The sequence below is a fragment of the Bacillus sp. I-2 genome (assembly GCF_001974945.1).
Taxonomy (GTDB): domain Bacteria; phylum Bacillota; class Bacilli; order Bacillales; family Bacillaceae; genus Bacillus; species Bacillus safensis.
The window spans coordinates 335,100-349,297 of the sequence record NZ_LZRW01000032.1; the positions used below are offsets into that span (position 1 = coordinate 335,100).

The window sequence follows — 14,198 nt, forward strand, 5'->3', positions numbered from 1 at the left end:
AGGAAACTATGACGTTTCCTGCTCCTTTTACGTTAGCAAATCCAGCTTGCACCAATGATGATCAACAAAATGAACAGTACAACAAGCAATGCGAATCCGCCTGCAAAACCGCCACCGTAGCCACCGCAGTAGCCTCCAGAATAACCGCCAAAGCCCATAATCTAGCACCACCTTTATCTAATCAAGATACATTTATAAATTATGCAGCTCATGCAGAAAACGAAATCAATCTGAGCACAAATAATGAAAACGCCTATTCGGGTTAAAAAAATTTTCACTTTCTGCGAAACATTTTCTGAAAAGGAGCGTCTTATAAAAGACAAATAAATTAGGACTAGGTCTTAATTTTTGTTAGGTGAGAGCCGATATGAAAAGTAAGAAAATTTGTAAATAGTTTATTTACTGGTGAAAAGCAGGTGTTAACATTGATTCAAAGCTGGATTGGAAAACAAATGAGGGAACCAAAAGGCTTGTTCTCAAAGTGGGTTGCCCGCTATATGGAAAAAAATCATCATAATATCAATGAATGGACGATTCAACTCTTAAATATACAAGAAAATGACCGAATTTTAGAAATTGGGACTGGAAGAGGCATCACCTTATCAAAGGTAGCTGAAAAACTTGACCGCGGAAAAGTATATGGAGTGGATGCCTCTCGTCATATGATTAAATATGCAAAAAGAAAACATAAGAAGCTTGCGGAACAGGACAAAGCTGTCATTACGCTTGGTAAGGCTGAGCAATTACCTTTTGAAGACAGATCATTCAATAAATTATTTACGGTGCAGACGATCTATTACTTGAAGGATATTGAACAAGTCATGAAGGAAGTGTACCGCGTACTTCAAGTGGATGGAGAAGTATTTTTATCCTTCCAAAAGCAGGAGCTGATCAACGAACAAAAACGGTCAACATCTTTTTCATCGTACAGTGAAGAAGAGATCAGCCGCCTGTTTTCAGCATATCACTTTAGAGAGGTCTCGGTTTATCACTATGATACATACATCTGTATCAAAGCCTTAAAATGATGAAAATATTTCCCAGGTAATGAACAAGCACTCAAAAAAGAGGGTCTTCGTCAGAGGAGCCTCTTTGCCTGCAATAAAAAAAGGCTCTTCATCAGAAGAGCCTTTTGTATGTAATATAGGCGCCAGCCAGGTGTGTAAGGAATGATAGTATATATAAGGAATTTGTTTGTCGATTAAGGATACCTGTCTGGCTTATTTCTTATATCGACACCGTTCTGCAAAAGTTTAGCTTTTTTTTCAATTTTTTCTTTTTTATTTCACTGGAAGACACATTTTTCTTTCTCACATAGACATGTGCCTCCTTCTTTTTCACATAATGTGCTGTTTGAAGAAGGAAATTGCTTAAGAAATAGAGAAAATTGTAGAGACTTCATTTTTAAACAAAAGGGAGGAATGAAATCATGTCGGGAAACAAAGGTGTCGTTTATAAAGGAGCAGGAAAAGTAGCAGTTGAGGATATTGGATACCCTGATTTGGTCTTAAAAGACGGCCCGGGTGTACCTAAAGCCAATGTGGGGCGCAAATGTGAGCATGGCGTCATTTTAAAAGTAGTGACGACGAATATTTGCGGAAGTGATCAGCACATGGTGAGAGGGCGTACGACTGCACCTGAAGGACTTGTCCTTGGTCATGAAATTACAGGTGAAGTCGTTGAAGTTGGGCGAGATGTGGAGTTTATTCAAAAAGGAGATCTCGTGTCCGTTCCGTTTAATATTGCATGCGGACGCTGCGTCATGTGTAAGGAACAAAAAACCCATGTGTGCTTAAATGTAAACCCGGACCGCCCAGGCTCTGCCTATGGATATGTAGATATGGGCGGATGGGTTGGCGGCCAATCCGAGTATGTCATGGTTCCATATGCAGATTTTCAACTGCTCAAATTTCCAGACAAAGATCAAGCGATGGAAAAAATACTTGATCTCACGATGCTTTCCGATATTTTCCCCACAGGTTTTCATGGTGCTTATACGGCTGGAGTAAAGCCTGGTTCGACCGTATATATTGCAGGTGCTGGGCCAGTAGGTCTTGCAGCAGCACATTCGGCTCAGCTTCTTGGCGCATCTGCTGTGATTGTTGGAGATCTGAATGAGCAAAGACTGGAGCAGGCAAGAAGCTTTGGCTGTGAGACGATCAATTTACGAAAACATGATCGAATCGGTGAACAAATTACGAATATTTTAGGGGAGCCAGAAGTTGATTGTGCCGTCGATTGTGTCGGCTTTGAAGCTTCGGGTCATGGAGACCAGGGAGAAGCACCAGCAACTGTTTTAAATACGATTATGGATATTACCAAAGTTGGCGGCAAGCTTGGAATTCCAGGGCTTTATGTCACAGAAGATCCAGGAGCAGTGGATGCCGATGCAAAAGTCGGTTCTCTGAAAGTGCGAATTGGACTTGGCTGGGCGAAAGCTCATACCTTTGTGACAGGTCAAACCCCTGTTATGCAATATCATCGCAGTCTAATGAAATCCATTTTAAGCGGCAGAGCACAGATCGCCAAAGCCGTCAATGCGACCGTCATTGACCTTGATCAAGCCCCTAAAGGATATAGTGACTTTGATTCCGGTGTGGCGAAGAAATTTGTCATTGACCCGCACGGGATGCTTTCTCGATAATTTTCTAAATGAAAGGAGCCGCTCAATAAAATGGGACGGCTCTTTATTGTGGAAAATCACATAGAATATACAAATCCATTTTAAGGGGGAGGAATCAGATGAATTCAGATCAAGCCAAAAGAAGAGTTGTAGAACAATTTGGGAGAAATGCAGAAAAGTATGTGACGAGTCAAACTCATGCAAAGGGTGCAGACCTGGATCTAATTGTTGAATGGACAGCTCCAGAAGAAAGCTGGATCGTACTCGATATAGCCACTGGTGGCGGGCATACCGCAAAAGCATTGGCTCCATATGTGAATCAAGTATTTGCGACAGATTTAACGAAAGAGATGCTTTCTCATACATCACTTCATTTAAAAGCGTATCCACAAATTTTTTATGTAGTAGCGGATGCAGAAAACCTTCCTTTTTTAGATGGCACATTTGATATGGTCACATGCCGAATTGCAGCACACCATTTCCCGCACCCTGAACAGTTTGCCAAAGAGGCATCTCGCGTATTAAAGTCAAATGGTCTGTTTTTCTTTATTGATAATGTTTCGCCAAATGATGAAGAGCTTGCACTATTTATCAATGAGCTGGAAAGATTAAGAGACCCAAGTCATGTGTCCTGTCTATCTACAGAACAATGGCGGGAATTGTTTTATAAGGAGGGAATAAAAGAAGTAAGATCAATGGAACGAAAAAAACGTTACCCTTTTCAAGAATGGGTCAAGCGAACAACGAAAACTTTAAAGGAAGAAGAGATCGTTACAAAATACATGTTAGATGCTAACGAAAAAATAAAGCAATATTATAGATTGAACATGACAGAGGATCAAATAGAATCAATAGAGGTGGATGACTGGATTGCTCTTTTCAGGAAAGGGTAAAAGTAAATCATTCATCCAGTCATAGAAAGGAATTAATCATATGCTACATTTTAAAGGGAAAACCCTCATCATCACAGGCGCAGCCAATGGTATTGGTTTCTCGATAAATGTTTAACAATAAAGAGCCGCTCCATAAATAGGACGGCTCTTTATTGTGGAATTCCATTGAATATACAATACATATCAACGAAAGAGAAACTTTCTAAGGTTTCTTCATAAGGTCCTTGATGATAAATAGTCTCGATATATTTTTCATTTCTTTCTTTACTCTAGAGTTACTCCATACCTTACACTATTTCTTGTGAACTTAACATGACCTAACATTCGACCACTACTAACTTGGCTTGGTAAATGGTTGGGTTTCTCAATGAAATGGAGTAATAAGGCGGAAGGTTGGATTCGAAAATACGGAGTCTAGGCCATTATAGTCATCTATTTTTACCAGTCGGTCGAATATTTTAATCAGTTTAAAAGAAAGGGTTTTTTAGAAATGACAAAACTAAATCAACAAATGACGTTAGCACCTGTACCGCAGGACGAGCTAGCAGCATTTAAGGCAGAATTACAAGAGGCATTTATGAAAGGATTACAAGATCGTTTTACAGATGCGGAAGATCCGGCAGAAATGGGACCAATCCCGTCTGAGGAAGATTTCAATCATTCACTTACTGCTAAAGAATCGGTTGTACGTCAACTTTTACTAAACGCCGAAAGAGTTGGTGGTGTCGTATTGAAAATGAATAACGAAACCCAGCGAAACGAAGTGGACTTCCTGTATACAAGGGCAAATGCACATGGCAAGGGTCTTGGCACTAAAATGTGGGAAGCGATAGAAGCAGCGTTCCCAGAGACGAAGGTTTGGGAGCTGCACACACCATATTTTGAAAAGCGTAATATTCATTTTTACGTGAATAAATGTGGCTTTAAAATTGTTGAGTTTTATCACCAAGGCAACCCAGGACCTAATGTTGAAGGCAAAGAGCCGGAATCGGATGAAGAGTATGAGTTTTTCCGTTTTGAAAAGGTCATGACGAAAGTGAGCAGTGAATCATAATGCAAGGGAAAATCTCACAGCTTTGGATTTTGATGAAGCGCAGTCAAATGGCGAATAGTCAATTAGTTCTTTTATTTTTTATAAGTATCGTAGAGGTGGCAGCTGGACTTGCTGTGCCACTACTCACAATGAAGCTTATTAACCAAATTTCAGATACTGGTTTTGCATTAACATCACTCTTACCAGTCATTGGTGTTTTAATTGTACAGGCGATGCTTAGTGCAGTTACATTTTATATGATGCGTCGTTTAGGTGAAGGAGTTGTCGCGAATTTACGAACAGAAGTATGGGAGCATATGCTGCATTTACGATTAACATATTACGATGCACATGAATCTGGCGAAACGATGAGTCGAATTACGCAGGATACAAACGTCGTAAAGGAGTTTGTAACGGAAAAGCTCGTATCGTTTGTATCGGGGCTTTTTGCGATACTTGGTGCAATCGTTGTTTTATTGTGGATTGACTGGAAAATGACGCTGCTGCTACTGATCGCCGTACCACTCACAATTTTTGTGACGTATCCGCTAGGGGAAAAAATGTACGCGATTTCGAAAGCCAATCAAGATGAGTTGGCAGGATTTGGCGGACGATTAGGGAGGATTTTAACAAACATTCGCCTTGTGAAAGCTTCACAAACAGAGCAGCAAGAGCTAACAGGCGGAAAAAAGCAAATTCAGCAGCTGTATAAGTACGGATTAAAAGAAGCAAAAATTGTTGCGATTCTTTCACCACTTATGACGCTGCTCATGATGGTTGTGATCATTGCGATTTTTGGGTATGGCGGTTCACAGGTTGCTTCAGGTGCCATTAGTTCTGGCGAGCTTGTGGCAATCATGATTTATTTAGTACAAATTATTATGCCATTTACACAAATGGCGACATTCTTTACTGATTTACAAAAAACACTTGGCGCAACAGAGCGTATTGTCGAGGCTTTAGATGAGAAGCGTGAAGTCCAAGACGGTAAACCGGTAATTGCTGCGTCACAGCCGATTCATTTTGAAAATGTGTCGTTTAAGTACAACGAAAAGTACGTGTTAAAAGGTATGACGTTTACGTTAAAGCCAAATGAAACAACGGCCTTTGTCAGCCGAAGTGGAGGCGGGAAAACGACCATGTTCTCCCTTATTGAACGTTTTTATGACGTGTCATCAGGTGCGATACTGTATGGCAAAGAAAACATTGAGCAATTTAACTTAACAGAGTGGCGTGGGTTGTTTGGCTATGTAAGTCAAAATGCACCGTTATTAAACGGGACGATTCGTGACAACGTCATGTACGGGACGAATGGAGCAAGTGAACAAGAGGTACTTGCCGCATTAAAAGCAGCCTATGCCTATGATTTTGTCATGCAGCTGGACAAACGCCTCGATACAGAGGTTGGTGAAGGAGGTATTAAGCTTTCGGGTGGTCAAAAACAGCGTATTGCGATTGCTCGTGCGATTTTACGAAATCCGAGAATCTTATTACTTGATGAGGCGACATCGAACTTAGATAACGAATCAGAGCGTGAAGTGCAGCTTGCTCTTCAAGCGTTAACGAAAAACCGGATGACCATCATCATCGCCCATCGGTTATCCACGATTACAAGTGCAGACCAAATCCTTGTCTTTGAAGATGGACGCTTGTCAGGTCAAGGCACACATGAAGAATTACAAAAAACACATCCGTATTATCAACAGCTTTGGCAAAATGGTCGTTTAACTGAAGATTAGACGATGAAATACAAATACGAGTCAGTTGCTTTCGTGTATTCTTTGAAAGTAAAGACGTTAAAAAAACGAATGAAATGGAAATGGGACAAAACAACATCCTACTTCCTAAATCTTAATCATTTTATATATTCAATTAGATTCTAAATAACAACAAATTAAGAGATGGACGACCTTTGATTTCGCTATAATACGCTTTTACCGTATCTACGATAAATGAAAAATCAATGTACTGCTCAATTTTACGAAACTGGTGATCCTCTCTGACCAGTTGATCTAGTCATACAAATTCAGCTTTGTGCCGAGATTCCTCAAAATGATATGATAGACGACAACATCTCATGGAGAAAGGATTGGATGAATGATGAATTTTCAACATAAAACCGTCATCATCACAGGCGCAGCCAATGGTATTGGTGAAGCGATCGCCTGCGGTTATGCAAAAGAAGGGGCACGTGTGGTGCTTGCGGATATAGATGAAGAGAAGGGGAAGCATTTGGAGGAGCAGCTGAGAAAAGAGTCCTTTGAAGTTTATTTCATTAAAACAGATGTGAAACAGGAGAAGGATATTCAGCGCTTAATGTCGTTTGCGGTGGAGCACTGCAAAACAATTGATATTCTCATCAACAATGCCGGCGTCATGTGCACAGCATCCCCTTATGAGTTAACGGTCGATGAGTGGGATCATGTGCTGCATACAAATGTAAGAGGGACTTTTTTATGTGCTAGAGAAGCAGCACGTTATATCAAAGAGAATCCAAACGGCGGTTCCATTGTGAACATTTCATCTACCCGTGCGACCATGTCAGAGCCCTATACAGAAGCATATGCTGCATCAAAAGGCGGGATTTCCGCGCTTACTCATGCCTTGGCAGTTTCTTTTAGTCAGGATCACATTACGGTAAATAGCATTTCCCCTGGATGGATTGAAACGAAAGATGAGAAAAGTCTTCGAGAAATTGACCATCAGCAGCATCCTTCCAATCGAGTCGGCACGCCAAATGATATTGTGAAAGCCTGTTTTTATTTAACAGATGAAGACAATCAATTTGTGACCGGCACAGATTTGGTTGTTGATGGCGGCATGACTAGGAAAATGATTTATGCGGATTAACATGAAAAAAAACATTGACGCTTTGATCGAGGCGCAGTACAATATGTAACAATTCAGCTGAAGATCATGATGAAAAAAAGACACAGCGCAAATAGAGAAGAGTACATCATAGCTGCCCCACACAGAGAACTCCGTGAAGCTGAGAAGGAGCTGGGAAGCATGATGGAACCAAGCCTCTTAGCTCTGCACCGGATTCCCTCGGATGGTGGTGCAGCGAACTTCTCCCGTTACAGAGAAGGGTGAATGATCACCCGCTAAGGTTCATCTGGCAACAGATGAATAAACTGAGGTGGCAACGCGGAGTAAATCCCGTCCTCAAGACAGACATGTCTTGGGGGCGGGATTTTTTTTATGACAAATAGGGGGGACAATGATGAAAAAACATTGGCGGGATATGAGTATTTTGCTTGGAGCCATCGGGATCGCGAACATAGGAGAATGGATTTATATAGTTGCCCTCCATCTGCTTATTTTTCAAGAAACGGGCTCTGTACTTGCTGTAACAGCAGTTTATTTGTTAAGACCGGCTGCTGCTCTTTTGACCAATAGCTGGTCCGGCAGTTTGATTGACAGGCTGAATCAGCGGAATGTGATGATCAGTTTAGATATTACCCGTGCTCTGCTCATTGCATGTATCCCTTTTGCCTTATTTTCAGGACATCTGCTCATTCTGTATGTCATGGTGTTTTGCATACAGATGGCACAAGCGATGTTTCATCCAGCGTCGATGGTGTATATGACAGGACTAATCCCGGCGGATAACCGAAAACGGTTTAATGCCATTCGCTCTTTATTACAATCCGGTGGATTTTTACTTGGGCCCGCAGCAGCAGGTCTGCTCTTTCTCATCGGGACTCCTGTTCTTTCAATTTATGTAAATGCAATCTGCCTGTTGATATCTGCTCTGTTATCGATGTGTTTACCGAATTTGCTCAAAACAGATGCTGCCCAAAAGCGGTTTTCCCTTTCAATGTTAAAAGAGGATGCAAAGCTTGTTCTGCGATTTAGTCTGACGTCACGCCAGATCATGACGGTATATTTATTATTTAGTGCGGCGATAACGGTCCTTCCTACGGCCATAGACTCACTTGAAACAGCCTTTGCAAAAGAAGTATTGATGCTGACTGATACACAATATGGCCTTCTTGTCAGTATAGCTGGAGCGGGTATTATCGCAGGGGCAAGTCTTAATTCGGTCATTGTCGAAAGGCTGTCAGTTTCGCTGATGCTTGGAATCGGCAGCTTGTTTGTGGCGTTTGGCTATCTTATTTATGCATTTTCCAGCAGTCTAGTTGCAGCCGCCGGTGGATTTTTTATATTAGCCTTCTTTTTAGCATTTGCGAACACAGGCTTTATGACGTTCTATCAAACAAATATCCCCGTAGAGGTGATGGGAAGGGTAGCCAGCTTTTATGCTTTGGTTGAAGCCATTCTAACGATAACCATGACAGGAATATTCGGCGGACTCGCTCATATTTTATCGATCAGAATCTCCGTCATCATTGGGTGTATATGTATGCTTCTTATCTGTCTATTGTTATGTTTTGTCATCTTTCGTCCATTGACTGTCAAAAAAATAGTGCATCCTACTTAGAAAATTAAAAAAATTATGTTATCATTATTTAAGTAAGTTAATTAAATTGATGAGAAAAGGAGTCTTACAAATGAAAGCACTACGCTGGCACGATCAAAAGGACATTCGACTAGAGGAAATTGATGAACCAACAGTTGCTCCAGGAAAAGTGAAACTTAAAGTAAAATGGTGCGGCATTTGCGGTAGTGATTTACATGAATATTTAGGCGGACCGATCTTCATTCCTGTGAATGAACCTCATCCACTTACAAAAGAAAAAGCACCAATTACACTGGGACACGAGTTCTCTGGTGAAGTTGTTGAAGTAGGAGAAGGCGTGAGCAATTACAAAGTAGGCGACCGAGTGGTTGTTGAACCTATTTTTGCAACTCACGGACATCAAGGTGCTTATAACTTAGATGAAAACATGGGCTTTTTAGGACTTGCCGGAGGCGGCGGTGGATTCTCTGAATATGTATCAGTCGATGAAGAATTACTTCATTTATTACCAGACGAAATCTCATATGAGCAAGGCGCGCTTGTCGAGCCTTCTGCAGTTGCTTTATATGCGGTTCGTTCTAGTAAAGTACAAGCTGGGGATACAGCGGCTGTGTTTGGCTGCGGACCAATTGGTTTACTTGTCATTGAAGCATTAAAAGCAGCTGGTGCTACTGATATTTATGCAGTTGAATTATCAAAAGAACGTCAAGAAAAGGCAAAAGAGCTTGGAGCGATCATTGTAGATCCTTCTCAGTATGAAGATGTTGTTCAAGAAATTGCTAGCCGTACAAACGGTGGCGTCGATGTTTCTTTTGAAGTGACAGGTGTACCTGTTGTATTGAAGCAAGCAATCCAATCAACTAGAATTTCAGGCGAAACAGTCATTGTAAGCATTTGGGAAAAAGGCGCGGAAATTATGCCGAATGACATTGTCATTAAAGAACGTACAGTCAAAGGAATTATCGGCTATAGAGACGTATTTCCATCTGTATTAAACTTAATGAGAAAAGGCTATTTCTCTGCAGACACACTCGTCACGAAAAAAATCAAGCTGGACGATGTGATCGAGGATGGCTTCCATGCATTAATCAATGAAAAAGATCAAGTGAAAATTTTAGTCAGTGCTGAATAAGTAAGATAACAAAGAGGATGGCATAAGCCATTCTCTTTTTTTATGTATTCAGATCATTTTCATAAAGGGAGCTGCGGTCGAATAGTGATAAGTGAAAAGATGTTTTTGATAAGGGAGATGACATCATGTTTTATCACATCAAAGAATTGCAATATGAAGCAAAGCCCTCAAAGCCTGACCCGGTTTATGCAAAGAAATTACAAGAAGTATTAGGCGGTCAATATGGTGAAATCAGCGTGATGATGCAATATTTATTTCAAGGCTTTAATTGCCGGGCAGACCAAAAATATAGAGATTTATTGTTTGACATAGGGACAGAGGAAATTGGTCATGTGGAAATGCTGGCGACGATGATCGCGCGTTTACTAGATAAAGCACCGGTTCAAGAACAAGAACAGGCGTATCAAAGTGATCCAGCACTTGCAGCTGTTATGGGTGGAATGAATCCTCAGCATGCAATTGTTGCTGGTTTAGGAGCTATGGCAGCGGATAGTCAAGGGTATCCGTGGAATGCCAAGTATATCATTGCAAGCGGAAATTTAATGGCGGATTTCAGGGCCAATTTAAATGCAGAATCACAAGGGAGACTTCAGGTCACAAGACTTTACGAAATGACAGATGACCGCGGCGTCAAAGATATGCTCTCCTTCCTCATTGCTCGTGATACATATCATCAAAATATGTGGCTTGCTGCAATTAAAGAATTAGAAGAGCGAGAAGGGGATGTCGTCGTACCAACCACCTTCCCTCGTTCACTAGAAAAACAGCAAGTATCCTATGACTTGTTTAACTTCTCAAGAGGGGAAGAAAGTAAGCAAGGCAGATGGGCACATGGACGCAGCATGGATGGAAAAGGAGAGTTCAGATATATTTCTGCACCTGTCGTATTCGGCTCTGCACCAAAGCTCAAACCCGCACCAAAAGAACTGTTTAACACACCAAAAAAGGGTGAATAAAAAAGTCGATCAGGTTTTTGGCCTGATCGACTTTTTAACGTCCGAGAGTTCTTCCGTATACGCTGACACGTTTCTCTAATAATGCAAAGGCTAATTCAAAGACAATGCTCAGCAGCCAATAGATCAAAGCAGAGACGAGATAAGTTTCTAAAAACTGATAGCCGTCATTTGCAATGATCCGGGAAATACCCATGATTTCGAGTACCCCAATTGTAAACGAAAGAGATGTCGCTTTTAATAACTGAACGAGCTGATTGCCTAGGTTCGGTAAGGCCACAACAAATGCCTGCGGCAAAATAATGCGTATCATCGCCTGTCTTGTTGTCATACCTACAATTTTTGCCGCTTCAAGCTGCCCTTTGTCTACTGCGAGAAGTGCACTTCGGACCACCTCTGTTAAATGAGCGGCTGAATGCAGGCTGAAGGTAATAAGGGCCACAGCTAATGGGGAGACCATATCCGGATGAAAGGTCAGTCCGAATGTGCCGCTCAAACTGGTTAGAACAAAAGGAAGCCCATAAAAGAAAGCGAACAGTTGAACAATAAGCGGCGTTCCTCTAAAAAAGGAGACGTAGAGCGTAACGAGCTGTCTGAGTACAGGGATGCGAAAGAGGCGAATGAAAGCAAAAACAGATCCGATCACAAGACTCACAGCCATAGAAACTAGTGCAATTAATAAGGTGAAAGGAACACCTTTTAGAATATGTGGTACTTGGTCAATCGCAAATGGAATATCAATGGTTTGCATCAAATCGCCTCCTTAACGTGACAGACTGGTGCGGCCTTTTACAAATTTCTTTTCAAGCAGCATGGTGACTAATTCAATGCTCATACAAATGAGCCAGTACACAATCGCAATGATCACATACACTTCAAACATGCCGATTCCATAGTTATTTCCTAAGATGATCTTCACCTGTCCCATCATATCGATGAGTCCGATCGTAAAGGCAATCGCCGTGTCTTTCACAAGATCAATGGTGTAATTTCCGAGGTTTGGCAGGGCAATGAGAAAGGCCTGCGGGATAATGATCCTGATCAAGGCCTGTGTATCTGTCATCCCAACAATGTAGGCAGCTTCCAGCTGATCCTTCCCAACAGACGAATACGCACTGCGAAAAACTTCAGATAAATAAGCGCCCGTATGTAAAGAGAACGTCATCATCACAAATAACACACGATCCCAATGATTGATTTGAATTCCTGCCACAAGTAAAAGCTGAGGAAGTCCAAAATAAATTAAGAATAACTGAACAATTAATGGCGTACTTCGTGTAAAAGATAAATAGATAACAGCCAATTGCTTCAGCACTGGGATTTGTTTCATACGAATGCATGCAAATAAGAGCCCTATTATGATGGCGAAAAACAATGACACCGCAATAATGAGAAAAGTGAGTGGCAGGCGTTCAAGCACCTGTAAAAAAATTCGCAGCCAATCACCAGCTGTAAACGTCATGATGCTTCCTTCCTTTCTTCATATTGATAGCCTTGCTCAGAGATGTAGTCAATATCTTGAAAGAAATCAACCCCAAACCACTTTTTCGCAAGCTGAGGCAGTGTTCCATCATCAATCATCTCTTGTGTGACCTGGTCCAAATCTGCTGCAAGCTGCTTCTCACTTGGCTGTAAGACAAGATAGATCGGCTCCTTTGACACGATCCCGCCCACTTTGACCTTCAGATTCAGATGCTTTTGAATGGTATCGAAGGTCGAAATATTCATAAAGGCCGCATCGGACCGTCCGCTTTCAACACGCTTTAAGTTGAGTTCATTTGAAGGGCTTTCAATGGTTGTCAGCGGAATATCTGGATCATGTTCTTCATTATATTGATTTAATATGGAACGCAATCCGCCGCTCGGACTGACAGGAGCGAGCTTTTTTGATGTCATATCGTCAAGCGATTGAATATCCCGGTTTGATTCATTCACAATTAATCCTGTCATCGAATAGCCGTACGGAACTTTAGGGTAAAGAAACCGTTTTTCGCGTTCAGGGTTACTGAAAAACCAATTAGCTGCCATTTCAAACTTCCCCGCGCCAACACCAATTAAATTGGATTCTTCCTCGCCAAATATGTAATCAAAATGTATGTGCGGAAGTCTTTTTTCCACTTCATTTAAATAATCAATGTTATAGCCGATCGGTTCGTTTCGGTCATTTGTGGCTAAAAAGGGTGGATTGACCTCTGCACTTAGTGCGACTTTCACAATTTGTTTTCCATCATCTGTTGTTGTTTTCACACTGCTGCAGCCAATCAGAGAGAGGAGAATCAGAAGGACACCAGCTGTCATGAATGCTGTCTTTTGTTTCATATGTCTTCCTCCGATCCTTGCCACATTCCGCGATGAATCCTGGATAAAAATTGTTTCGTTCGTTCATGCTGAGGCTTCATGAGGACGTCTTCTGGTGAGCCTTTTTCAACGATTTCTCCATCTGCCATAAAGATCACCGTATCTGCTACGTCTTTTGCAAACGAAATTTCATGCGTCACAATGACCATCGTCATCCCTTGGCTCGCAATATCTTTGATCATTTCAAGGATTTCTCCGACCATCTCTGGGTCCAGTGCCGACGTAGGTTCATCAAACAAAAGCACTGAAGGGTTCATCGCAAGAGCGCGGGCTATGCCAATTCGCTGCTGCTGACCGCCGGATAATTCACTCGGAAATGCATCCTTTTTATGAAGCAGTCCAATCCGCGTTAAAAATTGCTCTCCGACCTTTTCTGCTTCTTTTTTAGACATGTTTTGAGACACGATCAATCCTTCTGTAATATTTTCAAGTGCTCGTTTATTCTGAAACAAGTGATAATGTTGAAACACCATGGAAGATTGCTGCCTGAGTTTTAGCAGATCTTTTTTATGATATCGTTCAAATTGAATCGTGGCTTCACCAACTGTCAGCTCTCCTTTGTCTGGAATATCAAGGCTGTTTAAGCTGCGGAGAAGGGTGGTTTTTCCTGATCCGCTCGGTCCAATAATGGCGACCACTTCACCTTCTTGTACGGTGAAATCAATGCCTTTTAACACATGGGTCTGCCCATAAGATTTATGTAGATTAGTAGCTGAAATCATAAAAGCATCACGTTCCTTTGACAGATGTACTTAATATTGATAAAATTTAACACATTAAATC

Annotated in this window: 15 protein-coding genes; 9 read left to right on the forward strand and 6 right to left on the reverse strand. The window is 41.4% G+C overall.

Annotated elements, in window-relative coordinates:
• Positions 1–32 precede the first annotated feature (32 nt).
• On the reverse strand, positions 33–158 hold the full coding sequence (locus BAE31_RS20150) for a YjcZ family sporulation protein (RefSeq protein ID WP_008342643.1): 126 nt from the start codon (positions 156–158) through the stop codon (positions 33–35).
• A gap of 267 nt (positions 159–425) precedes the next feature.
• Between BAE31_RS20150 and BAE31_RS10725 the strand changes: the two genes are divergently transcribed.
• The 5 genes from BAE31_RS10725 (at position 426) to BAE31_RS10745 (ending at position 6,288) form a co-directional block, all read left to right on the forward strand.
• The gene (locus BAE31_RS10725) at positions 426–1,028 is read left to right on the forward strand and encodes a class I SAM-dependent methyltransferase (RefSeq protein ID WP_024427897.1); all 603 of its coding nucleotides are present in this window, start codon (positions 426–428) and stop codon (positions 1,026–1,028) included.
• Positions 1,029–1,429: 401 nt separating this feature from the next.
• A complete protein-coding gene (gene fdhA, locus BAE31_RS10730) occupies positions 1,430–2,644 on the forward strand; it encodes a formaldehyde dehydrogenase, glutathione-independent (protein ID WP_024423097.1) in 1,215 nt (404 codons plus the stop codon).
• Between the two features lie 98 nt (positions 2,645–2,742).
• The gene (locus tag BAE31_RS10735; protein WP_041107001.1) at positions 2,743–3,516 is read left to right on the forward strand and encodes a class I SAM-dependent methyltransferase; all 774 of its coding nucleotides are present in this window, start codon (positions 2,743–2,745) and stop codon (positions 3,514–3,516) included.
• A gap of 490 nt (positions 3,517–4,006) precedes the next feature.
• Positions 4,007–4,570, forward strand: a complete 564-nt coding sequence (locus tag BAE31_RS10740) for a GNAT family N-acetyltransferase (RefSeq protein ID WP_024427899.1) — start codon at positions 4,007–4,009, stop codon at positions 4,568–4,570.
• On the forward strand, positions 4,570–6,288 hold the full coding sequence (locus BAE31_RS10745; RefSeq protein WP_076840415.1) for an ABC transporter ATP-binding protein: 1,719 nt from the start codon (positions 4,570–4,572) through the stop codon (positions 6,286–6,288). The genes BAE31_RS10740 and BAE31_RS10745 overlap by 1 nt, the downstream gene beginning before the upstream one ends.
• A 133-nt stretch (positions 6,289–6,421) precedes the next feature.
• Here BAE31_RS10745 and BAE31_RS20155 read toward each other — a convergent pair whose 3' ends face one another.
• On the reverse strand, positions 6,422–6,556 hold the full coding sequence (locus BAE31_RS20155; protein ID WP_471656433.1) for a transposase: 135 nt from the start codon (positions 6,554–6,556) through the stop codon (positions 6,422–6,424).
• A 93-nt stretch (positions 6,557–6,649) separates the two neighbouring features.
• On the opposite strand from BAE31_RS20155, the gene BAE31_RS10755 reads away from it, so the two are divergent.
• From BAE31_RS10755 to BAE31_RS10770, 4 genes are all read left to right on the forward strand, one after another.
• Positions 6,650–7,399 (forward strand): SDR family NAD(P)-dependent oxidoreductase, encoded by a 750-nt coding sequence (locus BAE31_RS10755; protein ID WP_076840462.1) that lies wholly within the window; start codon positions 6,650–6,652, stop codon positions 7,397–7,399.
• A gap of 373 nt (positions 7,400–7,772) precedes the next feature.
• Complete coding sequence (locus BAE31_RS10760) at positions 7,773–8,993, forward strand: MFS transporter (RefSeq protein WP_076840416.1); 1,221 nt, start codon at positions 7,773–7,775, stop codon at positions 8,991–8,993.
• Between the two features lie 70 nt (positions 8,994–9,063).
• On the forward strand, positions 9,064–10,104 hold the full coding sequence (locus tag BAE31_RS10765) for a 2,3-butanediol dehydrogenase (protein WP_025092841.1): 1,041 nt from the start codon (positions 9,064–9,066) through the stop codon (positions 10,102–10,104).
• Between the two features lie 125 nt (positions 10,105–10,229).
• Positions 10,230–11,060, forward strand: a complete 831-nt coding sequence (locus tag BAE31_RS10770; protein ID WP_075623576.1) for a manganese catalase — start codon at positions 10,230–10,232, stop codon at positions 11,058–11,060.
• Between the two features lie 34 nt (positions 11,061–11,094).
• On the opposite strand, the gene BAE31_RS10775 is transcribed toward BAE31_RS10770, so the two are convergent.
• From BAE31_RS10775 to BAE31_RS10790, 4 genes are read right to left on the reverse strand one after another with little or no spacing between them, the layout of a single operon-like run.
• Positions 11,095–11,808, reverse strand: a complete 714-nt coding sequence (locus tag BAE31_RS10775) for an amino acid ABC transporter permease (protein ID WP_076840417.1) — start codon at positions 11,806–11,808, stop codon at positions 11,095–11,097.
• A 12-nt stretch (positions 11,809–11,820) separates the two neighbouring features.
• The gene (locus BAE31_RS10780; protein WP_041106989.1) at positions 11,821–12,519 is read right to left on the reverse strand and encodes an amino acid ABC transporter permease; all 699 of its coding nucleotides are present in this window, start codon (positions 12,517–12,519) and stop codon (positions 11,821–11,823) included.
• Positions 12,516–13,376, reverse strand: a complete 861-nt coding sequence (locus tag BAE31_RS10785; RefSeq protein ID WP_076840418.1) for an amino acid ABC transporter substrate-binding protein — start codon at positions 13,374–13,376, stop codon at positions 12,516–12,518. Before BAE31_RS10785 ends, BAE31_RS10780 begins: the two co-directional genes overlap by 4 nt.
• A complete protein-coding gene (locus tag BAE31_RS10790; RefSeq protein ID WP_076840419.1) occupies positions 13,373–14,137 on the reverse strand; it encodes an amino acid ABC transporter ATP-binding protein in 765 nt (254 codons plus the stop codon). Before BAE31_RS10790 ends, BAE31_RS10785 begins: the two co-directional genes overlap by 4 nt.
• Between the last annotated feature and the right edge of the window lie 61 nt (positions 14,138–14,198).